The following is a 26,465-nucleotide window of genomic DNA, read 5'->3' as shown; positions in this document are numbered from 1 at the left end:
TTCTGATTTTCACTATATCTGACTTTGCAGATATGCGCAAAGACTTTTTTGAGACGACCTGATATCGTGGCCGCGTCAGGGGCCTCCAGGAAACGAAAGCGCCATGCTGAAGCTCGATGCACGCGACCGCGCGATGCTGAACGGCGAGTTCGGAGCCGGGGCAGCGCTCGCGATGCGCATCGTCGCGCGCACCGCGAATGTGATGCGAGCGACGCATCTGATCGACGTTTCCTCGGCTCATATCGACGGGTGCCTGTATCACGGGCCCGTGAGCCTGGACTTCGTCGAGCGCTTTGTCGAAAGCGGAACGAAAGTCGCAATACCGACCACCTTGAACGTCGGCTCGCTCGATCTGATCCACCCGGAGCTTTTCCACGGCGACACGAACGTCCGTCAGGCGGCGGAGCGCTTGATGAAGGCCCACCTCGAACTGGGCTGTGAAGCGAGCTTCACCTGCGCGCCCTATCAGCTGAAGCACCGCCCGAAGCTCGGCGACCAAATTGCTTGGGCGGAATCCAATGCGATCGTCTTTGCCAATTCGGTGCTGGGCGCGCGCACGAGCCGCTATGGCGATTTCCTCGATCTCAGCGCGGCCGTCACCGGCCGCGCGCCGTACGCCGATTTGCATGTGAAGGAGAATCGCGCGGCGCGGATCGTGTTCGACGTCGCGGACTTCGCCACGCTGCCCGGGCGGGACGTGTTCTTCGCCGCGTTGGGCCTGCTGCTCGGCAAGGAAGCAGGGGCCACGGTCGCCGCCCTCGTCGGCCTGCCCGCCGACACCACCGAAGACGAACTTAAAGCGCTCGGCGCCGCCGCGGCATCGAGCGGCGCGGTCGCGCTGTTCCATGCCATCGGCATCACCCCCGAAGCGCCGACGCTCGGCGACGCTACGCAAGGACACCCGCCGCTGAAAACCGTGCACGTCTCACTGGACGATCTCGCGTCAGTGCGCCGCCGGTTAAACCAAGCGCAAGCCGGCGACCCGCTCGTCGCGGTGAGTCTCGGCACGCCGCATTTTTCCATCGCCGAATTCGAGCGGCTCGCCGCATTGTTTGCGCAGCATGCGGGCGAGCCGCGCTGCGATTTCTACGTCAACACGAGCCGCTTTATTTTGTGGCAGCTCGAAGCATCGGGGATCGCACAGCGACTTGCCACGCGCGGCGTGCAGATCGTCGTCGATACGTGCACTTACATCACGCCTGTGATGAAGAACATGACGGGCCTCGTGATGACGAACTCGGCGAAGTGGGCCCACTATGCGCCGGCCAATATCGGCGTCTCTGTGGCTTACGGCAGCATGGAAGAATGCGTGCGCTCCGCATTCGAAGGAAAGGTGTGCTTCGATGAACCCGTCCGTTGATAAGAGCGCAGGCGCACAGCGCGACGGCGATCGATCCGTGATCGTGCACGCCGAGGCGTTGGCTAGCGGCAGCGCATGCGGTCCGAAAATCGTGCTTTCGGAACCGCTGAGCTTTTGGGGAGGCTATGACGCTGCTGGCGGATTGATCGTCGACAAGACACACCCAGCCTTTGGCCGCAGCCTCGCCGGGACGATCATGGTAATGCCGCGCGCAAAAGGTTCGAGTTCGAGCAGCAGCGTGCTCGCTGAAGCGATTCGAAACGGCACCGGCCCCGCGGGCATCATCTTGAGCGAGCGCGATCTCATCATTGCGATCGGCGTGATCGTCGCGGGCGAGCTCTATGGATTGTCGGTGCCGCTAGTCGTCGTGAAAGACCGGGACTTCGATACGGTCTGCCATACCGGCGCGACGATACGCATCGACGCGCCACACGAAGACGGCCCCGCAACCGTCACGCTGACAACGTAGCCGCCAGCGACGCGGCGATGCGCTCGACGTCGCTCTCATTCGTGCGCCAATTGGAGAACGCGGCGCGCAACGCCCACGTCCCCCCATAGACCGTGCTCGTGACGAACACGTCGCCGCGATCGCGCACTGCCCGCATGAACGCATTGACGCGTTCCTCCGTCGGGTTCTCGGCGAGCGTGAAGCAGACGACGTTGAGCCGCGTCGGCGCAAGCAGCTTCAAGCCCGGCAACGCGGCGATCCGCTCACCCAATTGCCGCGCCAGACGAATATTGCGCTCGACGATTTCGGCGTGCCCCGCTCGCCCGTAGGCCGTCAACGAAAACCACGTCGCCAGCGCGCGCAGCCGGCGCGAGTTCTCCGGCGTCAGATGCACGAAATCGGGGTTGTCGCCCGGCGCGCCGAGATAGGCCGCGCTGTTCTGAAACACGCGCACTTGCAGATCGCGCCGCCGGCTGAACTGCACGGCGGCGTCGTACGGCACGTTGAGCCACTTGTGCAGATCGACGCAAATCGAGTCCGCTTCGTCGATGCCTTTGACCAGCGCCGCGTGCTCGGGCGAGAGCGCCGCGAACGCGCCAAATGCCCCATCGACATGGAGCCAGAACGAATAGCGCGATTTCAACGCAGCGATGGCAGCGAGATCGTCGAAGTCGACCGTATTCACCGTGCCCGCATTCGCCACCACGATGACCGGCTCGCCCTGCAAGCGATCCAGCGCCGCTTCGAGCGCGGCCAGATCGACGGCCTCGCGATCGGGCAGCGTCGCGATCTTTTGCACCGCCTTGCGTCCGATCCCGAGCATCGACAGCGCCTTGTAGACGCTCGAATGCGGCGCGCCAGACAGCACGTGAATCTTCGGCAGCGCACCGACGCCCTCCTCCGCGATGCTCACGCCGCGCTCTTCGCCAAGCCACTCGCGCGCGATCGCCAAGCCGGCGAAGTTCGACATCGTCGCGCCGCTCACCAGCACGCCGCGATGCGCATCGGAGAAGCCGAACAACTGCCGCAATTGCGTGACCGTCTCGCGTTCGAGATCGGGCGCGGCGCTGTCGATACCCGCCGTCGGATTCTGATCGTAGACGCTCGTCAGCCAATCGCCCGCAATCGACGCAGGCGTCGCGCCGCCCGTCACGAAGCCGAGATACCGCGGCCCCGCGCTGCCCGAGAAACCCGGCGCCCAGCGCGTGGCGAACGCTTCGAGCGCGCCTTCAAGGCCGATGCCGTGCTCGGAGAGTGGCACCGCAGCCGCCGTATGTGGCGCGAGCGCGACGGGCCGCAGCGCCACGTCGTTCAACGCGTCGACGGCATGCTCGAGCGTGCGTCCAAGCAGGACGTCGAGGTTGGCGAGATCGTGTGAGAGTTTCGCGTCCATACGCTTCCGTAGGAAAGGTCCGGCGATACGGCGTGGTCCTCGGACCGATCCGTATCGCCGGACTGAATTTGCACTGAGTGCACTAAGAAGAGGAGGTAACGCGAAGAATATCAGCACCTCGCAAACGGCGCTGGAGCGTCGTTTGCGAGTACTTTGGTCTACGTATGGACTCGCTTCGCTGCGATCAGCCGCGATAGCGCGGAGCCGCGCGCTCCTGCTGGAAGCCCGGCAGCATCGCGCGGCGGGCGGTCTCGAGCGCTTCCCACTGGGCCGCGTCATGCAGCGGCGGAATCGTCACGAGCTCACGCCGGTCGAAGCCGACCAGCGCCGCGTCGACGAGTTCGTCCACTTCCATGAGGCCCGGGATCGTGTTGATGTCGCGGCCGGCGCGCTCCCAGATTTCGGTGCGCGTCGCGGCCGGCAACACGGCCTGCACGTACAGTCCTTTCGGCCCGAGTTCCGCTTGCATCGATTGCGAATAGGTCAGCACATAGGACTTGGTCGCCGAGTAAATGCCGGACGGCGCCTCGGGCATGAACGCCATCACAGACGCGATGTTGATGATCGAGCCCTTGCCCTTCGCCACAAAACGCGGAATCACCGCTGCGGCGAGGCGCGTCACAGCGGTCACGTTGAGGCGAATCAGGCGATCGAGCACCTCGACGTCCGTGCCCTCGAGTCCGCGTCCTGCCGAAGCGCCCGCGTTGTTGACGAGCAGGTCGATTCGCTCGTCTTCCACAAGACGTGCTTCAACGCGGCGCAGATCCGCTGCGTCCGTGAGGTCCGCTTGAATGATGTCGATCGAGACGCCCGTCTCTTCGCGCAGGCGCGCAGCGAGCGCTTCCATGCGCTCGCGATCGCGCGCGACGAGCACGAGATCGTAGCCGCGGCGCGCGAGGCGGTCCGCGTAGGTCTTGCCGATTCCAGAAGAAGCGCCCGTGATGAGCGCGGTGCCGGTTGTGCCGTTTGCCTGCTTCGTCATAGCTGATCCCGATAGTGAATTGGAACGCGATGCCGATCACTCATTTTTAAATGATCAACATCATGATTGCGATGATGATCATCATAATCTATCGAGCTGTCAACCCTAATTTTTGGGTCACGATGACGCCCCGCCGCGCTCACATCAGCCCCGCGCAGACCGCCGCCACGATCGAGCCGATGACGAGCACCGCACCGATCGTCTTGCGCCGATTCAACTCGGTCCACAGCAACACGCCCGTCAGCGAGAGCAGGACAATGCCGCCTGCAAGCGTGTCGACCAGCAGCACCCAGCCGATACTCAGGCCGACGCCTTTGTGCAGATTGTTCAGCGTCGCGAGAAACGAGTTGTCGTTGCGCTTGATCGTCACGTACCCGTTGCCGACCCAATACTCGGCCTGCGTGCTTTCACGCGGCGCCGCAAACGTGATTTGCCAATGCTCCGGCTGGATCGCACTGCGATCGCCCCACGCCACCCGATGCGCAGGCTCTTTCTGCACGCGTCCCGGCACGCCCGTCAATTGCAGTTGTCGCTTGAGCCACTTCGCCAAATCGCGTGGCGTCTCTGGCGCGGGCTGCGGAAGCGGGACCTGCAGCGTCGAGACCTCCGGCTCCCCAATCGGGATTCGCAGCGGGCCGGCGCGATGGTTGAGCAGGAAACCGGTCGTGCCGAACAACAGCCCGAGCGCCGCGCCCCATAGCCCCACCCAACCGTGCACTTTGCGCAGCCATTTGATGAAGGTGGCGCGACGCGAACGTTGTTTCCGGGCGCGCAGTTCCACTTCGTCGAGAACGGCGCCTGCCGACGTCATGCCGCGCTCAACGGCCACGACATCCATTACGTTCGATTCGATCGCGATAGGTTCAGGTGCGTTCACGTCTCGCTCCAGAGGCGCAACAAGTTGTGATAGCAACCCACGAGACTGCGGCGCGCGGCATCGTCGGCCTGCGTCGCGTTCAAGCGCTGGATTGCCGTGTCCATGTCGAACAGCAGCGCGCGCTGCGTATCGCTGCGCACGAGGCTCTGCACCCAGAAGAAGCTCGCGATGCGCGCGCCTCGCGTGACCGGCGTGACTTGATGCAGGCTCGTCGCCGGATAGACGATCATGTCGCCCGCCGGCAGCTTCACTTGCTGGACGCCATACGTATCCTCGATAACGAGTTCGCCGCCGTCGTATTCGTCGGGTGCGGAAAGGAACAGCGTCACGGATACGTCGGTGCGCAGCTTCGCCCCGCCGGGCAAGAGGCGCACCGCGCCGTCCACATGGCTGCCGAACGTCATCCCGCTTTCGTAGCGGTTGAAGAGCGGCGGATAGACCTGGTTCGGCAGCACGGCGCTGATGAAAAGCGGATTGCGTTCGATCGCCGCGAGAATCACGTCGCCGAGTTCGCGCGCGAACGGCGATTGTTCCGCGATCTGCTGGTTGCGCTTGACAGGCGCGCCTTGATACCCGGCCGTCGCGCGGCCGTCTACCCAGGCGTCGCCCGCCGCGTCGAGCCGTTCGCGCACGAAGCGCAACTGCTCGGCGTTCAGCACATTCGGGATTTGGAGAAGCATCGGGAATTCCTTTGGCCGGACCGGCGCGCCGCCGCGCATTGCGCTTGCACGCCGAGCCCGAAAGGTTGAAACGCGATCGCGTGACTAGAACTTGTAGTCGGCCGTGGCCAGCACCGTGCGGCCGATGCCAGGCACGGAGCGGCCGCCGTCCGATTGGATCAGCGCGTCGTAATAGAACTTGTTGGTGAGATTCAAGAGATTGAGGCGGACGTCCCACTTCTTCTCGTGATAAGCAGCCATCGCATCCCAGCGCGTATAGCCGCCGACTTCGACGAGATTGTTGTTCGCCGCATAGCGCGCCGACATATAGGTCGGCCCGCCGCCCACCTCCCAGTGCGGCGTGATCTCATAGGTCGACCACAGCGTTAGCGTATTGCGCGGCGTGTTGGCGGGCACGTTGCCTTGCGTGCCGTCGAGCGCCTTCACGATGCGCGCATCCATATACGTGTAGCCGCCGAAGATTTGCCACTTGTCGGTGAGGTGGCCCGTCGCGCCCGCCTGGAAACCGTTGACGCGGATATCGCCGTCGAGCGTGTATTCGGTCGCCGAGACCTGCGTGCGCGCGTTGTCCATCTCCTCCTGAAACAACGCGGACGTCACCGACAGATTGCCGCCGAGCAAATCCCACTTGCCGCCGACTTCATACGACCGCGTCGTTTCGGGCGCGAGATTCTGCGTGAGATTGGTAACGGTCAGCGATTCGAGCGAGGGATCGAACGACGTCCCGTACGACGCGTAATAAGACTGCCAGTCGCTCGGCTGATAGATGACGCCGGTGCGCACGCTCGTGAAGTCGTTCGTCTGGCTCGCGTAGCCCGGCAAGCTGATCGTGTTCGCGATGTGCGCCTGGAAGCGGTCCCAACGCAGTCCGCCAATCACCTTCCAGTGCTCGCCGAGCGACACCGTATCGTTGACATACCCCGCGATTTCATTGGCCGACGATTGCGCGTGGTTGCCGGTGGTGGTCGTCACGTTCGACGGCGTCGACAGATAAGCCGGATCGAGCAGCGACACGATCGGCAGGTTGTTGCGCGTGGTTGTCTGGTTCGTATAGCTATCGTGCCCAAGCTCCACACCGGCGATCAGGTCGTGCTTGATCGCGCCGGTCGTGAATGTGTACTCGAGCATCGTGTCGTTGTAGATCGAATGGTTTTCGATCACGCGATCGTGGCTTTGCAATTGCACGTAGAGCTGCGAAAGCGGCAGCGTCGTGTAGTTGCCGTTCGACAACGCCGGGCTCGTCGCGAGCGGGCCGGTCAGCACCGCGTGCGCGGCCGTCTCGCGCGCGTCGGTCATCGAATGCGAGAGCTGCGTTTCGTTGGTCAGCGTGAGCGCGTCGGAGAACTTGTGCTTGATCGTCGCCTGCCCGGTCTGCACGTCCTGAATCGTGCGGTCGCTCGTCAGGCCGTAAAACGTGTTGCGCGGCACCGGCGCCGGATGGCCGTTCAACGCGGGGATGCCGTAGTCGGGCATGTCGTCGTTGTGCTGGATCAGCGCGGACAGCGTGATCTCGGTCGGCGTGCCGATGCCGAAGCGCGCTTCGGGGGCGATGCCGTAGTCCTTGTTCTTCATCACGTCGCGGCCCGTTCCCATGTCCTGCCCAAACGCGTTGACGCGAATGGCCGAGGTCGCGCTCAGCGGGTGATTCACGTCGACGGTCGTGCGATAGCGATCGCCGCTGCCGATCGTCGTCGATACCTCCGCCGACGGCGTGAGATTGGCCTTCTTGCTGACCTGGTTGATCACACCGCCCGTCGAGCCGCGCCCGAACAGCATCGACGACGGGCCGTACAGCACTTCGACCGATTCGAGATCGAACGTGTCGCGGTAGTACTGGTTGCGGTCGCGAAAGCCGTCGAGGTAGATGTCGTTTTGCGCCGTGAAGCCGCGCAGGTTGATGTTGTTGCCGATCTGGCCGCCTTCGGCGCCGCCGATCGTGATGCCCGGCGCGTTGCGCAGCGCGTCCTGAAACGACGTCGCGCCCTGCGATTCGAGCACCGCCTTGTTGATGACCGTGACCGGTTGCGGAATGTCGCGCAACGCTTGCGGCGTCTTCGCGCCAACCGTCGCGCGTTCGGCCTGGAAGTCCTGCGTGGCGGAAGCGGCCTGACCGGAGACGACGACCGCGGGCAGCGTCGAGCCATCGGACGCGGCGGTCGTGGTTGGCGTTTTCGAGGTCGTTGGCGAAGTCGTTTGCGGTGCGGTCTGCGCTTTCGCGGGCGCAGCAAAAGGAATCGCGAAGGCGAGCGCAAGCGCTGCCGCGAGCGGCGTTTTGTTGAACATTGGAATCCCGAGGAGTGGTTCGTGTCGGCCGGCGCCGCACGCGGCGCACGCGCGAATCAACGACACGCGAGCATTGGCTGGCTGGCCGCTCCTCCGCTTGGGACGAGAAGTTCGGTAGGCTGGCTTTCGATTTAAATGAGAATCGATATCATTTCACATATCTCGAATTGTTTCAACTTATGAAAGATATCGGCTCAACGCCCTCCATTTGCAGGCAGCAATCGAAATAATTTAGTAAGAATTCTGTTTTTGGAGTGCAAGATTCGGCATTTTGTATACCGCCGGAATCGCATTCCATACCGCGTCAGAACCAGCGACGCCCGCCCCCGCGTGGCGTAAAATACGCGCTTTCCCGCTCATCCCTCCCGATATGACCCTCGCCTCCACCCTCGAGATCATCGCCGAACTGAAAGCCGGCCGGATGGTGATCCTGGTCGACGAAGAAGACCGCGAAAACGAGGGCGACCTCGTCCTGGCAGCGGATTTCGTCACGCCGGAAGCGATCAATTTCATGGCTCGCTACGGCCGCGGCCTGATCTGCCTGACACTCACGCAGGATCGCTGCAAGCAGTTGAACCTGCCGCTCATGACCTATAAGAACGGCACGCAATACGGCACGGCGTTCACGGTCAGCATCGAAGCGGCCGAGGGCGTGACGACCGGCATCTCCGCCGCCGACCGCGCCCGCACGATCGCCACCGCCGTCGCGCACGACGCGCGCGCCGAGCACATCGTGCAGCCGGGCCACGTGTTCCCGATCATGGCGCAGCCGGGCGGCGTGCTCGTGCGCGCGGGCCATACCGAAGCGGGCTGCGATCTGACGGCGCTCGCGGGCCTGACGCCGGCCGCGGTGATCTGCGAAATCATCAAGGACGACGGCACGATGGCGCGCCTGCCCGACCTGCTCGAATTCGCGCAGCAGCACGGGCTCAAGGTCGGCACGATCGCCGATCTGATTCACTACCGCAGCCGCACCGAATCGATCGTCGAGCGCGTTTGCGAGCGCACGATGCAGACCGCGCACGGCGCATTCCGCGCGGTCATGTATCTCGACCAGCCGAGCGGCTCGCCGCATCTGGCGCTCGTGCGCGGCACGCCCTCGCCCGATCGCGATACGCCGGTGCGCGTGCACGAGCCGCTGTCGATGCTCGACTTGCTCGAAGTCGGCACCTCGACGCACTCGTGGACGCTCGACGCCGCGATGCGCGAGATCGCCGCGCGCGATCTCGGCGTGATCGTGATGCTCAATTGCGGCGACTCGAAGGAACATCTGATCGACGTCTTCAAGGCATTCGATCAGAAAGACAAGGCCGACGAACTCAAACGACGTCCGGTCGACTTCAAGACTTACGGCATCGGCGCGCAAATCCTGCGCGAGCTCAACGTCGGCAAGATGCAGGTGCTGTCGAACCCGCGCCGCCTCGGCAGCATGTCGGGCTATGGGCTCGAAGTCACCGGTTTCGTCCCGATGCCGGGCAGCGTCGCCAAGCCTTGCGACACGACGGCGACCGAGTCCTCGGACTCGCGCGGCTGACCGAGCGCCTCATTAATCGACGCATTGATTCAACTCCGCACTCTCGCGCATTCAACCAACAACCACGGACCTTTTATGGAAATCGGACAATATCAACCGAACCTCGACGGCGACGGCCTGCGCGTCGGCATCGTCCAAGCGCGCTTTAACGAACCGGTGTGCAACGGCCTCGCCGATGCGTGCATCGAAGAACTCGAACGCCTCGGCGTGACCGGCGAAGACGTGCTGCTCGTCACCGTCCCGGGCGCGCTCGAAATTCCGCTCGCGCTGCAAAAGCTCGCCGAGTCCGGCCAGTTCGACGCGCTCATCGCGCTCGGCGCCGTGATCCGCGGCGAGACGTATCACTTCGAACTCGTGTCGAACGAAAGCGGCGCGGGCATCACGCGCATCGGCCTCGACTTCGGCATTCCCGTCGCGAACGCGGTGCTCACGACCGACACTGACGAGCAAGCCGTCGCGCGCATGACCGAGAAGGGCCGCGACGCCGCACGCGTGGCAGTCGAGATGGCGAACCTCGCGGTCGCGCTCGAGCAGCTCGGCGGCGATGACGACGAAGATGAAGACGAGGACGAAGAAGAGGAACAGGCATGAAGAGCGCTCGCCGACGCTCCCGCGAACTCGCCACGCAGGGGCTGTATCAGTGGCTTTTGTCGGGGGCGAGCTCGGGTGAGATCGACGCGCAGTTGCGCGGCGCGCAGGGTTTCGACAAGGCCGACAAGGAGCATCTCGATGCGATCCTGCACGGCGTGATCCGTGATTCGGCCGCCTTGTCGGCCGATCTCGCGCCCTGCCTCGATCGCCCGATCGACCAGCTCTCGCCCGTCGAACGGGCGGTGCTGCTCGTCGCGGCGTTCGAGTTCAAGAATCATCTCGACATCCCGTATCGCGTCGTCATCAACGAAGCGGTCGAACTGGCGAAGACCTTCGGCGGCGCGGACGGCTACAAGTACGTGAACGGCGTGCTCGACAAGCTGGCCGCCAAGCTGCGCGTCGGGGAAACGCAGTCGGGGCGCGGCAACTAAGCCGGCAATTAAGCGCAGCGGCGCCCGGCGCAATCACGCGCGGCGGGCCGCCGGCAGCGCCCTCCTCCGGCTGGCTATTGGATTTGGAAATCAGCATGAACAACGCGTCTGAACCGCTCGTGCGTCTCGCCGCCCGAGTCGACGCCATTGCCCCGTTCTACGTGATGGAGCTCGCGAAGGAAGCCCGCGAGCTCGAAATCGCGGGGCGCGACATCATTCACATGGGGATCGGCGAGCCCGATTTCACGGCGCCCGAGCCGGTGATCGAAGCGGCCGCCAGCGCGCTCAGACGCGGCGTCACCCAATACACGGGAGCGCTCGGCATCGCGCCTTTGCGCGAAGCGATCGCGGAGCACTACTTGCACACGCATGGGCTGCACATCGATCCCGCGCGCGTCGTCGTGACGGCGGGCGCATCGGCTGCGCTTTTGCTCGCCTGTGCGGCGCTTGTCGATCGCGACGACGAAGTGCTGATGCCCGATCCGTCCTACCCGTGCAACCGTCACTTCGTGGCGGCCACCGAAGGCCGCGCCGTCCTCGTCCCAAGCGGCCCCGCCGAGCGTTTCCAACTGACGGCCGCCGATGTGGAAAGCCGTTGGAACGAGAAGACGCGCGGCGTGCTGCTCGCGTCGCCGTCGAACCCAACGGGCACGTCGATCGAACCCGAGGAACTGAAGAAGATCGTCGAAGCCGTGCGCGCACGCGGCGGCTTCACGATCGTCGACGAGATTTACCAAGGGCTCAGCTATGACGCACGGCCGGTGTCGGCGCTGTCGTTCGGCGACGACGTGGTGACCGTCAACAGCTTCTCGAAGTACTTCAACATGACGGGCTGGCGTCTCGGCTGGCTCGTCGTACCGCCCGCGATGATCGGCGCATTCGAAAAGCTCGCGCAGAACCTGTTCATCTGCGCGTCCGCACTGGCCCAGCATGCGGCGCTGGCGTGCTTCGAGCCCGATACGCTCAAGATCTACGAAGCGCGGCGCCTCGAATTCAAGCGCCGCCGCGACTACATCGTGCCGGCGCTTAAGTCGCTCGGCTTCAGCGTGCCGGTGATCCCCGACGGCGCGTTCTACGTCTACGCGAATTGCACGGGCGTCGCGCATCCGGCGGCCGGCGAGAGCGGCGCGCTCACCAAGGCGATGTTGCACGACGCCGGCGTGGTGCTCGTGCCGGGGATGGATTTCGGCACCAGTGCGCCGCATGAGTACATTCGTCTTTCGTATGCGACGGCGTATGCGCGGCTGGAAGAAGCGGTTGAGCGGTTGCGCGGGCTATTTGCGAGCGCATAAATAACCGCTTCTCGCGCAGTAAAAAAGAAGGGCACCCGAGGGTGCCCTTCTTTCTTTCAACCATCCGCCTTCAACTCAAGCGCCGAACTCCGGCCCGGCGTTGTGCTTCGTCGGGGGGGTGTTCGTGCTCGCGTCATCCTGATCCGCAGCCGGCGACGAAGGCGCAGCCGTCTTCGCCGCGCTGATCGCATGGGCGCTGTCGAGCGAAACCTGCACGCGCTTGTTCGCAGGGGCAGCCGCCGCTTGCTGCTGGGGCGCCTGCGGGGCATTGACCGGCACCTTGCGGCCGCGCGCCACATCGCGCAGGCGATCGCGCTCGGCCATCACCTTCGCGCCGTAGCCGCCGTCGTCCTGTGACGTCGAACCGACGTACAGACGCAGACCGCCCGGCAGCGAACCGCCACGCGCGATGCAGTCTTTCAGCACCAGCGCGCCAACCTTGATGTTCGTCATCGGCTCGAGCGCCGCGCTCGTGCCGCCGAAATACTGGAACTTGTCCGAATGCACCTTGGCCATCACTTGCATCAGGCCTTGCGCACCGACGCCGCTTTCCGCATACGGATTGAAGCCCGATTCGATCGCCATCACCGCGAGCAGCAGAAGCGGATCGAGGCCCACTTCGCGGCCGGTGTCGAACGCTGCCTTCACGAGATCGTTGACCGGCTCTTGCGCGACCCGATAGCGGCGCGCCAGATAGTTCGTGACCAGATTCTGTTCGGTCGTCGACGCGAACGCGTGGTTGTTGCGCGCATCGGGCGCCACGCGTTGCGAGGGGATCAAGTTGGCCAGCATGCCGACCGTCGGCTGCTGGGTATGCAAATCGAAGCCGGCCGGAGCCTGATTGTTCTGGCCGCCTTGACCGGTGCCGTCGAAGGCGCCGTCGTAGCTCGTGTTGTCGACGGTAGGACCGTTCGCGTTCGAGCCCAGCGTTTCGTCGGTATTCTGCGCCGGCCCGAAAGCGGGCAGCGGATGGCCGCTCAACAACCGCGCCGGTCCGGCCTGGACGGCCGCCGAAATGGCCGGCATCAGCTTTGCGGCGAGCGTGGTGCGCACGGCGGGCAAAAGCCACAGCACAAGCGCGGTAAGTACAGCAACGCCGCCGACGATGCTGAATAGGTGGTGACTGACACGCGTCCCGCGACGCAGCACAGCGCGTACTACTTGCGCCAGGCGCTCATCGGGACGCCACGATAACCAAGTATTCATTCAGATCTCCCATCGATCATGGCCTCGCGACGGGTACAGCTGAGCAATATCGAGCTCGGGTCGCAAAGCCAAGACATCGCGCGCCTTGGTTGGGGCGGCAACGACGTCGGGAAACGGTAACGTACCCTTACAACCGGTAACGTGCCGTTCGGAGCGCCACATCGGAGCAAAAAAATCCCGGCGACATGCTCATTTGGCATGCACGCGGTGGCTCTCACGCAAAAAAACCAGCGGCGAAACGCGCTGGCGAGGACAAACTTTAAGCCGTTGGTGCCGCGCAGGAGTCGGCAAACGGTGACGCGTAGCGTCGAAGGACCGGGGGTTGGTAACGACTAAACTGCTGGGTCCCTGCTACCAATGTGGACGGATTCTAGCAGGGTTTTATAGATGGTCAACACTATGAAAATTGAAACCTATAACAATACGTAATTATGAACAGTGTTCAGCATCTCGAAACCCACGCACCCTGCGCGTTTCCAGCGATTTCGACCCAATCCGCGAAAGAAACTCCTTGTAACAAGAAAGGTAAAATGTCCCGCATCGCTCGGGCAGTCTGGTCAGGCCAGTCTCGGACTACCAGGCTGCCCGCCTCTTTGCCGCCCTTTCACCGCCCTTCCCGGGCGGTTCCACTCTGACTCGCATGAAATATAAAGACCTGCGCGACTTCGTCGGCCGCCTAGAGACGTCGGGCGAACTGCGCCGCATCCGGCAGCCCGTCTCACCCGTGCTGGAAATGACCGAGCTGTGCGACCGCGTGCTGCGCGCCGGCGGACCCGCACTGCTGTTCGATGCGCCGCAAGGCTACGCGTTTCCCGTGCTCGCCAATCTGTTCGGCACGCCGCGGCGCGTCGCGCTCGGCATGGGCATCGACGGCGGCAGCGAGAGCGGCGCTGACGGCGATAGCGCCGCGCTCGAATCGCTGCGCGACGTCGGCCGGCTGCTGTCGGCGCTGAAGGAGCCGGAACCGCCCAAAGGCCTCAAAGACGCCGGCAAGCTGCTCTCGCTCGCCAAAGCGGTCTGGGACATGGCGCCGAAGACGGTCAGCTCGCCGCCTTGCCAGGAGATCGTCTGGGAAGGCCAGGACGTCGACCTCGCGAAGCTGCCGATCCAGACCTGCTGGCCCGGCGACGCCGGCCCGCTCGTCACCTGGGGTCTGACCGTCACACGCGGCCCCAATAAGACGCGCCAGAACCTCGGCATCTACCGGCAGCAGCTGATCGGGCGCAACAAGCTCATCATGCGCTGGCTCGCGCATCGCGGCGGCGCGCTCGACTTCCGCGAGTTCGCGCTCGCCAACCCCGGCAAGCCGTATCCGGTGGCGGTCGTGCTCGGCGCCGATCCGGCGACGACCCTCGGCGCCGTCACCCCGGTGCCGGACACGCTCTCCGAATACCAGTTCGCCGGCCTCTTGCGCGGCGCGAGGACCGAGCTCGCGAAGTGCCTGACGCCCGGCGTCGATACGCTGCAAGTGCCCGCTCGCGCCGAGATCGTGCTCGAAGGCTTTATCTACCCGCAGGACGGCGTACCCTCGCCGGCGCCGGCCGGTGCGCCGCCACGGCCGTCCAAGGGCGCCTCGGCCGCTTACGAGCACGCGCTCGAAGGCCCGTACGGCGACCACACCGGCTATTACAACGAACAGGAGTGGTTCCCGGTCTTCACGGTCGAGCGCATCACGATGCGCCGCGACGCGATCTACCACTCCACCTATACAGGCAAGCCGCCCGACGAGCCGGCCGTGCTCGGCGTCGCGCTCAACGAAGTGTTCGTGCCGCTCCTGCAGAAGCAGTTCACCGAGATCACCGACTTCTATCTGCCGCCCGAAGGGTGCAGCTACCGGATGGCGATCGTGCAGATGAAGAAAAGCTACCCGGGCCACGCGAAGCGCGTGATGTTCGGCGTGTGGAGCTTCTTGCGGCAGTTCATGTATACGAAGTTCATCGTCGTCGTCGACGAGGACGTGAACATCCGCGACTGGAAAGAAGTGATCTGGGCGATCACGACGCGCATCGACCCGGCGCGCGACACCGTGCTCGTCGACAACACACCGATCGACTACCTCGACTTCGCGTCGCCGAAAGCGGGCCTGGGCTCGAAGATGGGTCTTGACGCGACCAACAAGTGGCCAGGCGAGACCGATCGCGAATGGGGCCGCCCGATCGTCATGGACGACGCCGTGAAGAAGCGCGTCGATACGCTCTGGGACGAACTCGGCCTCGGCCGCTAATTAACCCTTCGCAGATGGAGTGACGATTCGATGACCGCCAGCCACTCAGCCATTGCCGCAACCGTGTATCGCGGCCCCGCTATCGAGAACACGCATCTTGCCCACGTCGCGGTCGTCGACGCGTCGGGCCGCCTGCTCTATGCCTTCGGCAACCCGCACCGCCCGACGCTGCCGCGCTCGGCCGTCAAGCCCGCGCAGGCACTCGCGGTGCTCGAGACGGGCGCGCTCGAGCGCTTCGGCTTTGACGAGGCCGACCTCGCGTTGATGTGCGCATCGCACAACAGCGAAGACGTACACATCGCGCGCGCTCGCTCGATGCTCGTGAAGGCAGGCGTCACCGAGGCGGACCTGCGCTGCGGCGGCCATCCGCCGATTTCGGACGACGTCTGGCGCGCGTGGATCAAACGCGATTTCACGCCGACACCCGTTTGCAGCAATTGCTCCGGCAAGCATGCAGGGATGCTGGCGGGCGCGCAGGCGATCGGCGCGGACATCGCCGACTATCAGCTCGACGGCCATCCGCTGCAGCAGCGCGTCAAGCAAACGCTCGCGCAACTCTGCGATCTGCGGGACGACGAGATTCAGTGGGGCATCGACGGCTGCAACCTGCCGACGCCGAGTTTCGCGCTCGATCGGCTCGCGCGCCTCTTCGCGAAGCTCGCCGCCGCGACGGTGAACCATGACGCGCCCGCGTCGCCGCGCGACGTGGCGCTCACACGCATCTATCGCGCGATGACCGCGCACCCCGATCTCGTCGCCGGCACCGGACGCTTGTGCACGGCGCTGATGCGCGCGTTCGACGGCGAGGTCATCGGCAAGATCGGCGCCGATGCGAGCTATGCGATCGGCGTGCGCGACGCGGCCTACGGCTCCGACGGCAAACGCGGGCCGCTCGGCATCGCGGTCAAAGTCGAAGACGGCAACGTGACGGCGCTGATGGCGATCGTCGTCGAGTTGCTGCATCAGCTGAACATCGGCACCGCGAAGCAACGGGCGCAACTCGATGCCTTTCATCAGCCCGTGATGCGCAACACGGTGGGTCTCGTAACGGGACGCCTCGCGCTCTCGGTCAAGCTCGAACAACAACACTAAGAACAAGCCTGGGGTCTGGATGCACGCTGTATCGATGTTGTCGGACGGTTTTTTTCTGTCGCTTTCGTTGTGCCTCGATATCGGTCTCGTCAATGTCGCGATTCTGTCGCTGACGTTGTCGCACGGTTTCAAGCCGGGCTTCTGGCTCGGGCTCGGTTCGTGTTTCGGCGATCTGATCTATGCGGCGCTCGCGCTGGCGGGCATGGCCGCGCTGCTCCAGTTCGATGCGGTGCGATGGGTCGTGTGGATTGGCGGCGCGGCGATCCTGCTGTTCCTCACGTGGAAGATGGCGCGCGAAGCGGTGTTTCCGCAAACGGCGCCCGCTGTCGAAGGCGAGGCCAATCCCGCCACGCCGCACACGAGCGCGTGGCGCGGCTTCCTGCGCGGCGTGCTGCTCGCGGTTTCGTCGCCGTCGGCGATCCTGTGGTTCGCGGCTGTCGGCGGCGCGCTCATCGCCAAAGCCGGCGCGACGACCACGCCCACCGCTTCGATCTTCCTGTCCGGCTTCTTTCTCGGTGGTCTGTGCTGGACGTTCTTCCTATGCGGGCTCGCCAGCCACGGGCGCAAGCGCGCGGGCGCCGGCTTGCTGCGCGGTTGTCACGTGCTCTCCGCGCTGCTCTTCGCGTACTTCTCGTACAGCGTGATCGTCAACGGCTACCGCGATTTGATCGTGCAAGCGGCGCATAGCGCGGCCTAAGCCGAATCAGGCCGCAACTGCACAAACTCGCTTCGCGTCGCAAAGCTCGATCAACCACGATCGAGCCTTGCAAACGATCAGCAGACCTTAGCTCAGAAACTCGGCAAGGCGATGCAAGTCGACATTGCCGCCGCTGATCAACACGCCGACGCGCTTGCCCTTCACCGGCACGATCCCATTGAGCGCGGCCGCAGCGGCCAGGCACCCGGTCGGCTCGACGACCATCTTCATGCGTTGCGCGAAGAAGCGCATGGTCTCGATCAGTTGCGCGTCGCTCACCGTCTCGATCCGCTTGACGAGGCGTTGAATGATCGGAAAGTTGTAGCTGCCGAGATGCGGCGTGGCCGCGCCGTCGGCGATCGTCTTCGGCACGTCGATATGGACGATCTCGCCGCGCGCGAGCGACTGCTGGCCGTCGTTGCCCGCCTCGGGCTCGACGCCGATGATCTCGCACGACGGGCTCAACGCCGCCGCCGACAGCGCGCTGCCGCCGAGCAAACCGCCGCCGCCAAGGCACACGACGAGCATGTCGAGCGTGCCGACCTCTTCGATCAGCTCCTTGACCGCCGTGCCCTGCCCCGCGATCACGTGCGGATGGTCATACGGCGGAATCAGCGTCATGCCGCGCTCCTGCGCGAGACGGCGTCCGAGTTCGTCGCGATCTTCCTTATAGCGGTCGAAGGTGATGACTTCGCCGCCGTAGCCTTTGGTCGCTTCGACTTTCGCCGCAGGCGCGTCGTGCGGCATCAAGATCGTCGCGTGAATGCCAGCGAGACGCGCCGACAACGCGATCGCCTGCGCGTGATTGCCCGACGAGAACGTCAGCACGCCGCCCTTGCGCTGCTCGGCGTCGAAGTGCGAGATCGCGTTATAGGCGCCGCGAAACTTGAACGCGCCCATGCGCTGGAAGTTTTCGCACTTGAAGTAGAGCGAAGCGCCGCAGCGTTCGTCGGCCGTGCGCGAGGTGAGAACTGGAGTGCGATGCGCGACGCCCGCGATACGCGAGGCGGCGTCGACGACATCATCGAAGGTGGGAGAAGGAAGCGCTTGCATCGCCTGATGGGAGGTTGTTGGAGGGAGCAAGCATTGTCCCAGCTTCCGGCGCGCTTTGAAAACCCAAAGCAAACGGCGCAACCCGGCGATGAAGCCGGCGTTGCGCCGTTTGCAAATCAACTAGTCGACGTGAGCGTTAAGCGAGATTCTCCTCGAGACGCTCAACGGCGCCAGTACCCATGATGACCGTAGTAGCCGCGACCGTAGTAGCCGTGGTAATAGCCGTGATGCCAGTATGGCTGACCGTAGTAGCCTCCGACCACCACTGCCGGCGGTCCGTAATAGGCCGGTTCCGGCGCGTAGTAGACGGGCGGCGGCGGTGCGTAGTAAACCGGGGGCGGCGCGGCATAAACCGGATACGCCGGCGCGAACGGAACGCCGATGCCGATACCGACCGACACGTGAGCCTGTGCGGCGCTGGCGAACCCCACGCCCAACGCAGCGGCGGCAAAAAACGAAATGAGCTTTTTCATTGCTGTTCTCCTGACGGCCTGGCGTGCGGCCGGCCGTATAACTGGCACTGCATGAACTCAATGTATAGAAAAAGCCTCGAGCGGGTCTTCCGCATTTGTTGCAAATTGCAATCGAGCCGATCCCGAACATTGAGCCTGTCAATTCACGACAAACCCCTATCTGTGTCCGACACGTGAAAATCCAAGGAGTTGCGCGCTGCCAGCGCCTGCACGCGGTTGCTTTTACCGGTCGGTCTGAAGAAAGCTCGCGAGAATCGGAAATGTTTAATTACAAATTGACGGCGGCGCCGTTGCGCAGGCGACTCACCAGGAATACGCGCGGAAGAACAGGCAAGAAGCCGCGCGACAAATAAGAAGCCCGGCGTCTGAGCCGGGCTTTCGTCCTGCAAGCGGCAAGCGGTTTGATACCCGCTTCCCGAACGACCCTCAGCCTACTTTCACATAGGTGAATTCGCGCGTCACACTCGGGGGCACGTAAGACCCGCTGATCTTCACGCGCGGCGTGAGACGCTTTTTCTGGTCCCACCATAGACGGCGCTGCGAATGGCTCAGGAACCGCAGGTGCTTCCGGTAAGAGAACATGCTCATCGTGACCTCCCGTAGGTGGCTAAGACACTGGATAGAAACCGCAACTACGATCTGCATCTCCGACATCCATGACCCTCTGCGCGATACCTGGCGCAAGCCGCATACCCGGCGCCGGCCGGTCTGCCCCGGCTCGCTCTCCATCCATCGTGTTGGAATTGGAATTGTGACGGGCAATCTGGCCGGCGGGCATTGCGCCGCCGAATGACGCCCCTGGTGTTTCATACGACACCCAATTTGATCCGATAAAAGCCGGCGCACGCCGGCGTTGCACCATCGCGCGCGTTCGGCATGGCAGCCGGCGCATGCGCGGGGGCTTTCCGGATGCGCGATACTTCAGCTTTCGCCCAATCTTCCAACGGACGCTGGAACCATGCCGCTTTCTTCTGCGCCACGGATCGGCTTCATCGGCGCGGGCCGGCTGGCCCGCTGTCTGGCCACCGGCTTCGCCCGTGCGGGATACCCGGTCACGGCTGTCGCAAGCCGCTCGCCGCAATCGGCGCGCGATCTCGCGCAACAGGTGGGACTTGGCAGCGCCGTCGACGATCCGCAACACGTGGTCGCCGCAGCCGACATCGTCTTTTTAACCGTCCCCGATGACAGCATCGGTACGATGGCCAACACATTGCGGTTCGATGCGGCAAACGCGCATTCGAAAGCGCTCGTGCATTGCAGTGGTGCATCGCCTGTTGAACTGCTTGCGCCGGCACGCGCACAAGGTGCGCTCACGGGCGGGTTCCATCCACTTTATCTGTTCAGCGGCAGCCCTGCGGACATCGAACGGATCGCGGGCTGCTCGGTGACGATCGAAGCAGACAGCGAACTCGAAGGCGCGCTCTCGGCGCTCGCCCGCGCGATTTCCTGTCATCCTCTGACGATTCCGCACGGCACGCGCATGCTCTACCACGGCGCGGCGCACTACGCCGCGAGCTTTGCGCTGTGTGCGTTGAGCGAGTGCGTCGAACTCTGGCGCACGCTCGGCTTCTCCGAAGACGACTCGCTGCGCGCGCTCTTGCCGATGCTCGCCGGCACGATCGAAACCGCGCGCGACAAAGGTCTCGCCAACGCGCTCGCGGGCCCGGTGTCGCGCGGCGATACCGGCGTCGTCGAAAAGCAGCTCGCGCTCTTCGAGACGATGGGCGGCGATCACGCCGCGCTCTATGCGCTCCTGACTCGCCGCGCCGTCGCGCTTGCCCGTCAGCGGACGAAACCGCCGGCGTCGATCGACGCGATCGACGCGGCTGTCGAGGCGTCCCTCGAGCGCTCGCTCCCGCAGGTACAAGCGCCAAGAAAGCCGTGATAAGGTGACGACCGGAAAACGATGGCGCCGCGCGCCGCCGGCTCAAGAAACCACACACGAAGACCAACCGACGAGAACGCAAAAATGATCAAGGTCAGCATCCTCTATCCGTACCGGGAAAACGGCCGATTCGACGTGGACTACTATTGCCGCACGCACATGCCGCTCGCGGTGCAGCGCTTCGGCGCGGGGTTGCGGGGCTGGTCGGTGGACGTCGGCATCAATGGCGGCCCTCCAGGGTCGCCGCCGCCTTACGTCGCCGCGGGCCATTTCCTGTTCGATTCGGTGGAAGCGTTCTATGACGTGTTCATCCCCGCGTCCGACGAACTGCTCGGCGACATCCCGAACTACACGGACGGCGGCAACGGCACGATCCAGATCAGCGAGGTCAAGATCTCGGCTTAGCGTGGGCATCGCGTCGGTGTGCTCGTCATTCGGCACGCGCGCGCTTGACCGCCAACGCGGCGCATCCCTCGTCGATCCGCGCCGCGTCATTTAAAACTCAAGAAGCAAAGGACCTGAGATGTTCGGCGATATCGCCCGCTTTCTGCTCAATACCATCTTCACGCTGTTCGGCGCCGCGCTGCTGTTGCGCGCCTGGATGCAGGCGGTGCGCATGCCGCCGTACAACCCCGTGTCGAACGCGATCTATCAGGTGACCAACTGGCTCGTGCTGCCGCTGCGGCATGTGTTCCATGGCAAACAGGGGATCGATTGGGCGAGCGTCGTCGCCGCGCTGCTCGCGTCGATCGTCTATGTGGGATTGATGGTGACGATCGCGGGCGTCGACCCGTTCGGCCTCGTGCCCGTGCTGTTGATCGTTGCGTTGCTGACGCTCGTCAAGTGGGCGCTGAACCTCATCATCTGGCTCACGATCCTGATGGCGCTCTTGTCGTGGCTGAATCCGCGCTCGCCCGCGATGCCGATCCTCTATCAGCTGACCGCGCCGTTTCTGAATCCGCTGCGGCGCTTCGTGCCGCAGCTAGGCGGCATCGATCTCTCGCCGATCCTGCTGTTCGTGATCGTGCAAATCCTGTTGATGATCGTCACGCGCGCGGCGGTGTCGTTGACGTTGTTCGGGATTTGATTTCGGGCGGCGGCAGCGTATCCGCGAGGTGCTCCGTCAGGCTGCGCGCCCGGTCCGTTTGATCCTTGCTCAAGAGCGGGGCGATGCGCTGCAGGATGATTTGCGTCGACTCCGCGTACGCCTTGCCGCCGGCTTCGCGGCTGAAACCGCGTTGCGCCGTTTCGAGCCACGCAAGCCCAAGCGCTCGATCCTGCGTGACGCCCTCGCCATTCCAGAAGCGCACGCCGATTTCATACTGCCGCAGCGGATCGCCCATCAACGCGATGTCGAGCGACGAGAGCGCGTCCCAAGCATTGCCCGCGGCCTCGCGCCAATTCATCGTTGCCTTTGCGGCCGTGTTTGGCTGAGCCGTCGGCAGCCAATGCGACTGCTTGCGTGTGAGTTGCGCGGTGTTGCCCTTCGCGAGCGCCCGGAGCGCCAGCGCGATATCGGACGAATTGGACCCGAGCGCCGCGGCGAGCGTATGCCAAGACAGCGCTTTGGCGTCGTCGGCGGGCACCGCGACGCCTGCCTCGTAGAGCCGCGCGAGACTTGACGCACCGTCCGCGGAGCCGCTGTCAGCCGCTTTCTCGAACCACGTCTTGGCCGCGCGCGGATCGCGGGCGACGCCGCGCCCGAACAGATACGCGTCGCCGACCATTTGCTCGCCGTCCGCACTGCCCTGCGCAGCCGCGCGAGCGGCCCATCGATAAGCGGCGGTATCGTCGCGCTCGCCGCCGATTCCCGTCAGCAGATGCCACGCGAGCGATGTCTGCGCCGAGACGTTGCCTTGGTCGGCGGCGCGGCGAAACCAATACGTCGCCGCGTCGAGATCGACGTTGACGCCGAACCCCGCGTCGTAGGCGTCGCCGAGCATCGACTGATACTTCGCGTTGCCGCTATTCGCGAGACTCCAAAGCCAATACGCACGCGCCGCGTCGCCCGCTTCGTCCCTCGGCGGGTCTTGCGCGAGCATTTCCATCGACAGCACGTCGCCACGGCGCGCCGCGGCGTCGCACCAATACTTCGCGGTACTGACGTTTCGCGCAACACCCACCCCTGTCCAGTACGCGACGCAGAGCGCGCGCTGCGACGCCACGTCGTTCGACTTCGCGCCTTCGGTGAACCATTTCACGGCGGCGGCGCGATCGAGCTGGCCACCGGTGCCCGCCCAATACGAGCCGCCGAGCGCCGAATACGCCGGACCGAATTTCTGATCGGCCGCCTTGATGAGCCATTCGCGCGCCACGCCGCTTTTTTCAGCCTTGGGCTTGCGGTTCAGCAGATACCACCCCAGCATCAGCTGTCCGCGGGCATTGCCCGCGTTGGCCGCATGCGTCAGATAGGTTTCCCCGAGCGTTTCATCGTGCGTCACACCCACGCCGTACAGATACTGCCCTGCGAGGTCGCAGGCCGCCTCCTCGTTGCCGAGATCGGCCGCCTTGCGCAACAACGCCATGCCTTGAGCCTTGTCGGCGGGCACGCCGTCGCCGTTGAGCAGCATCACGCCCGCGAGGCGCGCCGCCAGCGGGTTGCCGCGCTCGCCGCCTTCACGCGCCCACCGCAGCGCCGCAGCGCGATCCTTCGCCATGCCGTTGCCGGCATAGGCGAGCGAGGCGAGATTGAAGGACGCCATCCCCTGCCCTTGCGCTGCCGCTTTTTCGTACCACGTCTTCGCTTCGACGACGTTCTGCGGTTCGCCCTGGCCGTGCTGCAGCATCGCGCCAAGATCGTTCTGCGCCGCAGCGACGCCCGCATCGGCGGCGCCGCGCATCCAGCCAATCGCTGCTTCGTAATCGACCGGGCCGCCACGGCCGTCGCGATAGACAAGCGCGAGCGAATATTGCGCATAGGCATCGCCTTCCAGCGCCGCCTTCTGGTACCACCGGCGCGCGATGGCATCGTCGCGCTTCACGCCTCGCCCCAGCGCATACAGGTCGCCGATACGGCGCTGCGCGTAAGGCAGCGACTGTGCCGCCGCAGCGGAAAAGAGCGCGTAAGCACGGCGGTCGTCGCGCGGCACGCCGGTTCCGCTCGAATAGAGGTCGGCCAGCGCCGCCTGCGCGGCCGGGAGATGCTTCGACGCGGCATCGCGAAGCCAAGCGGCGGCCTTGTCCGCGTCGCGCGGCACGCCAAGGCCTTGCAGGTACGCGATGCCTAGCGCGTATTCACCATCGGCGTCGCCGCCCGCGGCGGCGCGCCCCCACCACGCGACCGCGCCGTTGATGTCGCGCGGCATGCCGAGGCCCGCGTACATCATGCGGCCAGCGTTGGTCGCGCCGTGCGGGTCGCCGTGCTCGGCGGCGCGCGCGAACTGCTCGAAGGCCGACGCGTAGTCGACGCCCGCGCCTTCGCCCGAGATCATCATCACGCCGAGCATGTCGGCCGCAAAGCCGCTGCCGTTGTCGGAGGCGCGAGCGAGCCATGCGCGCGCGGCCGCATCGTTCTTCGGCAGCGGCCGGCCGGCGCGATAGATCGAGCCCATCAGATATTGGGCCGCCGACAAGCCGTCGACTGCCACGCCTTCGATCACGGCCATGCCGCCGTCCAGATCGGGGCGAGCGCCGAAGCCGGATAGCCGCATCGAGCCGTAGAGCAGGCGCGCGTCGAGATTGCCGTCGAGCGCCTCCTTAGCGCATTCGGCGCGCCGCTGGGCCGGCTTCGCGATCAGCGACGCCCCCCAGGCCGGGTAACTGCCACCGAGCGCGCAGGGCGTGGTGGGATCGCTGTAGGGAAGGCGCGCGAGCGCGGCGTCGAGCGATGGCTGTGGCGAGTCGAAACGTAGGGCGTTTGCGGCCGGCACCGCTTGGGCGGACAACAGGGCGAGCGCTGCGGCCGCGCGCTTGATGATGTTCTTGTTCGTCTTCATGGGTCGATCGATGGGCAGCCGGTGCGGCCTACCTGCTATCGATCTGTTTACGGCCTGGCGTGGGGAAACTTGAGGGAGGGCCTACGCACAATGAGCCCAGGCCTCGGGGTGCGCCTTTCCACTTGAGTTCATGTTCGGGCATACTCGGCCGATATCACGCTATAGAGCGCTAGTCATAGAGCTGAGATGCGTACTATCTACGAAGACAAAAAGCTACGCGAAGCACTGCATTCCATCTATGTGGCGCAGTTCAACGCGATTCAAACCTGCCCCGACGCTTTTGGTAAAAGCGACGCAACGAGGATGCTCACCGGGCTCATGGGCTCGCGTCCTTGGTCTTGGCGTGTCGTTGGCATTACACCGGCTGCGTTAAGTGTATTTGCCGAACACGGGTTCAAGCGTCCTCCTCGACAACTGCAAAGAGGACACATGCATGATCGATCTCAAACCGCGGAGGCCCTGTATTTCGCGCGCGTTGAGCCAATGTCATCGGATGAGTTTTTTGATTTTTTTCTCGAACGGGATAAAACGGTCATTATGACCAACGACGAAAACAAGCACGGGCCTAAATATGCGTTTCCACACTATATTCCGATTGACCCGAGTCTCGAATTGTTCCCGTGCGGAACCCTAGTGGGGTGGCAGCACCGAAAGGCAGAGATCGATTTTCTCCGCGTGCTTCACACTAGACAGTAGAACGAATGTTCCATTTTCGCCGCCCATCCTCGGATGGGACTTAATACTCGGAGATCAGTATCCGAGGGCGCTTGCAACCTGAAGGCGTCCTGGCGGGGACGAATCGCAGTAAAGCGTCGAGAACGGACGCTTTACTGCTCGGACCGGATGATACGTTGATGGCTATGCTGTCGATTGACTTGTCTCGACTTGCATCTTTTCCTTAAGAGTTTTCAATGCAACCTCCGAATGGCCCGTGGAATTCGTTGGAAATTGCCAAACTTATTGTCGGGTTTTTGACGCCCTTATCCGTCGCCGCCTTTGGTTGGTTTGTGAGCCGTCGCCTTAAGCGGCTGGAACTCGCTCAATGGTCAAATCAAAAGTTAATTGAGAAAAGGTTAGTCATTTACGATACTGTAGCACCGTTACTCAACCAGCTTCTATGCTTTTACACATGGGTAGGTCACTGGAAGGACATTTCACCGGAAGATGTTATTAAGATCAAGCGCGAGCTGGATAGAACATTCAACATCTATCGTCACCTGTTTGATGAAGACATTTACAGCGCATACCAAACGTTTATTCATGCGCTATTCGAAACGTTCACGGGGGCTGGCGTAGATGCCAAGATCCGCTCCCACATCCAAGGCTATGATGGAGATCGGACCAGCCATTGCACATATACGTGGAATCCGGTGTGGTCTCAGAGGTTTTCTACTGGAAATGTCGTAGAGAAAACGGAAGTACGACGACAGTACTTGCGGCTGATGAACGCGCTGAGCATCTCGCTGGGTGCCGAAAATAACAATTCTAATGCCCATGTCAGGAGGTAGGAAACTTGTGATCGACGACAAGGCGTTGGATGGTTATTTTGATGAGTATTGTCTGGAAAATGCGAGGGCGGAGATCGAAAATGAACACTGCCATGCAGTTCGCTGCAGACCTGCAAGATGAATTTCTCAAACGATCCCCGACGGCATCCTTTGGAGAAATTGCTCAATTCCGAGCACTCAAGGACGCGTTTGGAGCACTAAAGCCAAAGTTCCACGTTGAGGAATATCACGGCGCAAGGCGTCAGGTTTATTTCGACACCACACAGCCTTGGCTTCGCCCTCGGGCGTGATCCGAATTATGCGACTTGCTTATAGTTACTTACTCCACTAATGGGTGCGCACAAGTCAGGCTCATGTTGCTTCAGGCAAAGCTATCAAGCGGCGTCCACGGAAATTTATGTTGTCCATCTGAAGGCTTGCATTGTCAATAAACGCAATTTGACGGGAATTATGAGCAATGGGATTTGCTTTCTGCGCGTCTCAATCTCGTCCCTACTCGCGTTTTTACCCCGCCTCCCGAT

General features: G+C 63.6%; 25 protein-coding genes. 15 read left to right on the top strand and 10 right to left on the bottom strand.

The features are described 5' to 3' along the window. The first annotated feature begins 103 nt into the window (after positions 1-103). Positions 104-1,360, top strand: a complete 1,257-nt coding sequence (locus tag AAHK20_RS08975; RefSeq protein WP_449181110.1) for an aconitase X — start codon at positions 104-106, stop codon at positions 1,358-1,360. Beyond that, on the top strand, positions 1,344-1,829 hold the full coding sequence (locus tag AAHK20_RS08970) for an aconitase X swivel domain-containing protein (protein ID WP_449181109.1): 486 nt from the start codon (positions 1,344-1,346) through the stop codon (positions 1,827-1,829). The genes AAHK20_RS08975 and AAHK20_RS08970 overlap by 17 nt, the downstream gene beginning before the upstream one ends. Here the strand turns inward: AAHK20_RS08970 and AAHK20_RS08965 are convergent. From AAHK20_RS08965 to AAHK20_RS08945, 5 genes are all read right to left on the bottom strand, one after another. After that, complete coding sequence (locus tag AAHK20_RS08965) at positions 1,813-3,201, bottom strand: pyridoxal phosphate-dependent decarboxylase family protein (RefSeq protein WP_449181108.1); 1,389 nt, start codon at positions 3,199-3,201, stop codon at positions 1,813-1,815. The genes AAHK20_RS08970 and AAHK20_RS08965 overlap by 17 nt on opposite strands. Before the next feature lie 184 nt (positions 3,202-3,385). Beyond that, complete coding sequence (locus tag AAHK20_RS08960; protein WP_449181107.1) at positions 3,386-4,183, bottom strand: SDR family NAD(P)-dependent oxidoreductase; 798 nt, start codon at positions 4,181-4,183, stop codon at positions 3,386-3,388. Between the two features lie 139 nt (positions 4,184-4,322). Further along, positions 4,323-5,021, bottom strand: a complete 699-nt coding sequence (locus AAHK20_RS08955; protein WP_449181341.1) for a PepSY-associated TM helix domain-containing protein — start codon at positions 5,019-5,021, stop codon at positions 4,323-4,325. A 35-nt stretch (positions 5,022-5,056) separates the two neighbouring features. Further along, the gene (locus AAHK20_RS08950; RefSeq protein WP_449181106.1) at positions 5,057-5,740 is read right to left on the bottom strand and encodes a Fe2+-dependent dioxygenase; all 684 of its coding nucleotides are present in this window, start codon (positions 5,738-5,740) and stop codon (positions 5,057-5,059) included. A gap of 84 nt (positions 5,741-5,824) precedes the next feature. Continuing rightward, complete coding sequence (locus AAHK20_RS08945) at positions 5,825-8,023, bottom strand: TonB-dependent receptor (RefSeq protein ID WP_449181105.1); 2,199 nt, start codon at positions 8,021-8,023, stop codon at positions 5,825-5,827. Positions 8,024-8,393: 370 nt separating this feature from the next. Between AAHK20_RS08945 and ribBA the strand changes: the two genes are divergently transcribed. The 4 genes from ribBA (at position 8,394) to AAHK20_RS08925 (ending at position 11,871) form a co-directional block, all read left to right on the top strand. Then, a complete protein-coding gene (gene ribBA, locus AAHK20_RS08940) occupies positions 8,394-9,557 on the top strand; it encodes a bifunctional 3,4-dihydroxy-2-butanone-4-phosphate synthase/GTP cyclohydrolase II (RefSeq protein WP_449181104.1) in 1,164 nt (387 codons plus the stop codon). Between the two features lie 75 nt (positions 9,558-9,632). Then, on the top strand, positions 9,633-10,148 hold the full coding sequence (gene ribH, locus AAHK20_RS08935; protein WP_137333493.1) for a 6,7-dimethyl-8-ribityllumazine synthase: 516 nt from the start codon (positions 9,633-9,635) through the stop codon (positions 10,146-10,148). Next, entirely contained in the window at positions 10,145-10,579 is a 435-nt protein-coding gene (nusB, locus tag AAHK20_RS08930) for a transcription antitermination factor NusB (RefSeq protein ID WP_449181103.1), read from the top strand. Before ribH ends, nusB begins: the two co-directional genes overlap by 4 nt. Before the next feature lie 95 nt (positions 10,580-10,674). Beyond that, entirely contained in the window at positions 10,675-11,871 is a 1,197-nt protein-coding gene (locus AAHK20_RS08925; RefSeq protein WP_449181102.1) for a pyridoxal phosphate-dependent aminotransferase, read from the top strand. 75 nt (positions 11,872-11,946) lie between these two features. Here the strand turns inward: AAHK20_RS08925 and AAHK20_RS08920 are convergent, their stop codons facing one another. After that, positions 11,947-13,077 carry a transglycosylase SLT domain-containing protein gene (locus AAHK20_RS08920; RefSeq protein ID WP_449181101.1) on the bottom strand — a complete coding sequence of 377 codons (1,131 nt, stop codon included), beginning with the start codon at positions 13,075-13,077 and terminating at the stop codon, positions 11,947-11,949. Between the two features lie 640 nt (positions 13,078-13,717). On the opposite strand from AAHK20_RS08920, the gene AAHK20_RS08915 reads away from it, so the two are divergent. The 3 genes from AAHK20_RS08915 to AAHK20_RS08905 are packed head-to-tail and all read left to right on the top strand — an operon-like array spanning position 13,718 to position 17,090. Continuing rightward, a complete protein-coding gene (locus tag AAHK20_RS08915; RefSeq protein WP_449181100.1) occupies positions 13,718-15,301 on the top strand; it encodes a UbiD family decarboxylase in 1,584 nt (527 codons plus the stop codon). Positions 15,302-15,331: 30 nt separating this feature from the next. After that, the gene (locus tag AAHK20_RS08910; protein WP_449181099.1) at positions 15,332-16,393 is read left to right on the top strand and encodes an asparaginase; all 1,062 of its coding nucleotides are present in this window, start codon (positions 15,332-15,334) and stop codon (positions 16,391-16,393) included. Positions 16,394-16,412: 19 nt separating this feature from the next. Continuing rightward, a complete protein-coding gene (locus AAHK20_RS08905) occupies positions 16,413-17,090 on the top strand; it encodes a LysE family translocator (RefSeq protein WP_449181098.1) in 678 nt (225 codons plus the stop codon). Between the two features lie 87 nt (positions 17,091-17,177). On the opposite strand, the gene AAHK20_RS08900 is transcribed toward AAHK20_RS08905, so the two are convergent. From AAHK20_RS08900 to AAHK20_RS08890, 3 genes are all read right to left on the bottom strand, one after another. Continuing rightward, complete coding sequence (locus AAHK20_RS08900) at positions 17,178-18,143, bottom strand: threo-3-hydroxy-L-aspartate ammonia-lyase (RefSeq protein ID WP_449181097.1); 966 nt, start codon at positions 18,141-18,143, stop codon at positions 17,178-17,180. 161 nt (positions 18,144-18,304) lie between these two features. Continuing rightward, positions 18,305-18,616, bottom strand: coding sequence for a hypothetical protein (locus AAHK20_RS08895; protein ID WP_449181096.1), 312 nt, complete (start codon positions 18,614-18,616; stop codon positions 18,305-18,307). 426 nt (positions 18,617-19,042) lie between these two features. Further along, positions 19,043-19,204, bottom strand: coding sequence for a hypothetical protein (locus tag AAHK20_RS08890; protein ID WP_175425631.1), 162 nt, complete (start codon positions 19,202-19,204; stop codon positions 19,043-19,045). 370 nt (positions 19,205-19,574) lie between these two features. Here AAHK20_RS08890 and AAHK20_RS08885 point away from each other — a divergent pair, with 370 nt between their 5' ends. The 3 genes from AAHK20_RS08885 (at position 19,575) to AAHK20_RS08875 (ending at position 21,588) form a co-directional block, all read left to right on the top strand. Continuing rightward, positions 19,575-20,501: a Rossmann-like and DUF2520 domain-containing protein gene (locus AAHK20_RS08885; protein WP_449181095.1), complete on the top strand. Its 927-nt coding sequence runs from the start codon at positions 19,575-19,577 to the stop codon at positions 20,499-20,501. An 84-nt stretch (positions 20,502-20,585) separates the two neighbouring features. After that, the gene (locus AAHK20_RS08880; RefSeq protein WP_449181094.1) at positions 20,586-20,906 is read left to right on the top strand and encodes an EthD family reductase; all 321 of its coding nucleotides are present in this window, start codon (positions 20,586-20,588) and stop codon (positions 20,904-20,906) included. 118 nt (positions 20,907-21,024) lie between these two features. After that, entirely contained in the window at positions 21,025-21,588 is a 564-nt protein-coding gene (locus AAHK20_RS08875) for a YggT family protein (protein ID WP_449181093.1), read from the top strand. On the opposite strand, the gene AAHK20_RS08870 is transcribed toward AAHK20_RS08875, so the two are convergent. Then, the gene (locus AAHK20_RS08870; RefSeq protein WP_449181092.1) at positions 21,548-24,436 is read right to left on the bottom strand and encodes a tetratricopeptide repeat protein; all 2,889 of its coding nucleotides are present in this window, start codon (positions 24,434-24,436) and stop codon (positions 21,548-21,550) included. The genes AAHK20_RS08875 and AAHK20_RS08870 overlap by 41 nt on opposite strands. A 186-nt stretch (positions 24,437-24,622) precedes the next feature. Here AAHK20_RS08870 and AAHK20_RS08865 point away from each other — a divergent pair, with 186 nt between their 5' ends. From AAHK20_RS08865 to AAHK20_RS08855, 3 genes are all read left to right on the top strand, one after another. After that, the gene (locus AAHK20_RS08865) at positions 24,623-25,132 is read left to right on the top strand and encodes a hypothetical protein (RefSeq protein WP_449181091.1); all 510 of its coding nucleotides are present in this window, start codon (positions 24,623-24,625) and stop codon (positions 25,130-25,132) included. A 215-nt stretch (positions 25,133-25,347) separates the two neighbouring features. Next, a complete protein-coding gene (locus AAHK20_RS08860) occupies positions 25,348-25,944 on the top strand; it encodes a hypothetical protein (RefSeq protein WP_449181090.1) in 597 nt (198 codons plus the stop codon). Between the two features lie 80 nt (positions 25,945-26,024). Beyond that, the gene (locus AAHK20_RS08855; RefSeq protein ID WP_449181089.1) at positions 26,025-26,234 is read left to right on the top strand and encodes a hypothetical protein; all 210 of its coding nucleotides are present in this window, start codon (positions 26,025-26,027) and stop codon (positions 26,232-26,234) included. Positions 26,235-26,465: the final 231 nt, after the last annotated feature.

The sequence above is a fragment of the Trinickia camelliae genome (genome assembly GCF_053525655.1).
The sequence above is the reverse complement of the archived record's forward strand: the minus strand, read 5'-3'. Positions and strand labels throughout refer to the sequence as shown.

Coding starts and splice junctions, on each gene's coding strand:
- AAHK20_RS08920 (WP_449181101.1), bottom strand. CDS start 13,077: ATGAATACTTGGTTATCGTGGCGTCCCGATGAGCGCCTGGCGCAAGTA.
- AAHK20_RS08905 (WP_449181098.1), top strand. CDS start 16,413: ATGCACGCTGTATCGATGTTGTCGGACGGTTTTTTTCTGTCGCTTTCG.
- AAHK20_RS08885 (WP_449181095.1), top strand. CDS start 19,575: ATGCCGCTTTCTTCTGCGCCACGGATCGGCTTCATCGGCGCGGGCCGG.
- AAHK20_RS08945 (WP_449181105.1), bottom strand. CDS start 8,023: ATGTTCAACAAAACGCCGCTCGCGGCAGCGCTTGCGCTCGCCTTCGCG.
- AAHK20_RS08875 (WP_449181093.1), top strand. CDS start 21,025: ATGTTCGGCGATATCGCCCGCTTTCTGCTCAATACCATCTTCACGCTG.
- AAHK20_RS08855 (WP_449181089.1), top strand. CDS start 26,025: ATGAACACTGCCATGCAGTTCGCTGCAGACCTGCAAGATGAATTTCTC.
- AAHK20_RS08900 (WP_449181097.1), bottom strand. CDS start 18,143: ATGCAAGCGCTTCCTTCTCCCACCTTCGATGATGTCGTCGACGCCGCC.
- AAHK20_RS08865 (WP_449181091.1), top strand. CDS start 24,623: ATGCGTACTATCTACGAAGACAAAAAGCTACGCGAAGCACTGCATTCC.
- AAHK20_RS08960 (WP_449181107.1), bottom strand. CDS start 4,183: ATGACGAAGCAGGCAAACGGCACAACCGGCACCGCGCTCATCACGGGC.
- AAHK20_RS08970 (WP_449181109.1), top strand. CDS start 1,344: ATGAACCCGTCCGTTGATAAGAGCGCAGGCGCACAGCGCGACGGCGAT.
- AAHK20_RS08870 (WP_449181092.1), bottom strand. CDS start 24,436: ATGAAGACGAACAAGAACATCATCAAGCGCGCGGCCGCAGCGCTCGCC.
- nusB (WP_449181103.1), top strand. CDS start 10,145: ATGAAGAGCGCTCGCCGACGCTCCCGCGAACTCGCCACGCAGGGGCTG.
- AAHK20_RS08860 (WP_449181090.1), top strand. CDS start 25,348: ATGCAACCTCCGAATGGCCCGTGGAATTCGTTGGAAATTGCCAAACTT.
- ribBA (WP_449181104.1), top strand. CDS start 8,394: ATGACCCTCGCCTCCACCCTCGAGATCATCGCCGAACTGAAAGCCGGC.
- AAHK20_RS08955 (WP_449181341.1), bottom strand. CDS start 5,021: ATGGATGTCGTGGCCGTTGAGCGCGGCATGACGTCGGCAGGCGCCGTT.
- AAHK20_RS08950 (WP_449181106.1), bottom strand. CDS start 5,740: ATGCTTCTCCAAATCCCGAATGTGCTGAACGCCGAGCAGTTGCGCTTC.
- AAHK20_RS08975 (WP_449181110.1), top strand. CDS start 104: ATGCTGAAGCTCGATGCACGCGACCGCGCGATGCTGAACGGCGAGTTC.
- AAHK20_RS08910 (WP_449181099.1), top strand. CDS start 15,332: ATGACCGCCAGCCACTCAGCCATTGCCGCAACCGTGTATCGCGGCCCC.
- AAHK20_RS08880 (WP_449181094.1), top strand. CDS start 20,586: ATGATCAAGGTCAGCATCCTCTATCCGTACCGGGAAAACGGCCGATTC.
- ribH (WP_137333493.1), top strand. CDS start 9,633: ATGGAAATCGGACAATATCAACCGAACCTCGACGGCGACGGCCTGCGC.
- AAHK20_RS08890 (WP_175425631.1), bottom strand. CDS start 19,204: ATGAGCATGTTCTCTTACCGGAAGCACCTGCGGTTCCTGAGCCATTCG.
- AAHK20_RS08925 (WP_449181102.1), top strand. CDS start 10,675: ATGAACAACGCGTCTGAACCGCTCGTGCGTCTCGCCGCCCGAGTCGAC.
- AAHK20_RS08915 (WP_449181100.1), top strand. CDS start 13,718: ATGAAATATAAAGACCTGCGCGACTTCGTCGGCCGCCTAGAGACGTCG.
- AAHK20_RS08895 (WP_449181096.1), bottom strand. CDS start 18,616: ATGAAAAAGCTCATTTCGTTTTTTGCCGCCGCTGCGTTGGGCGTGGGG.
- AAHK20_RS08965 (WP_449181108.1), bottom strand. CDS start 3,201: ATGGACGCGAAACTCTCACACGATCTCGCCAACCTCGACGTCCTGCTT.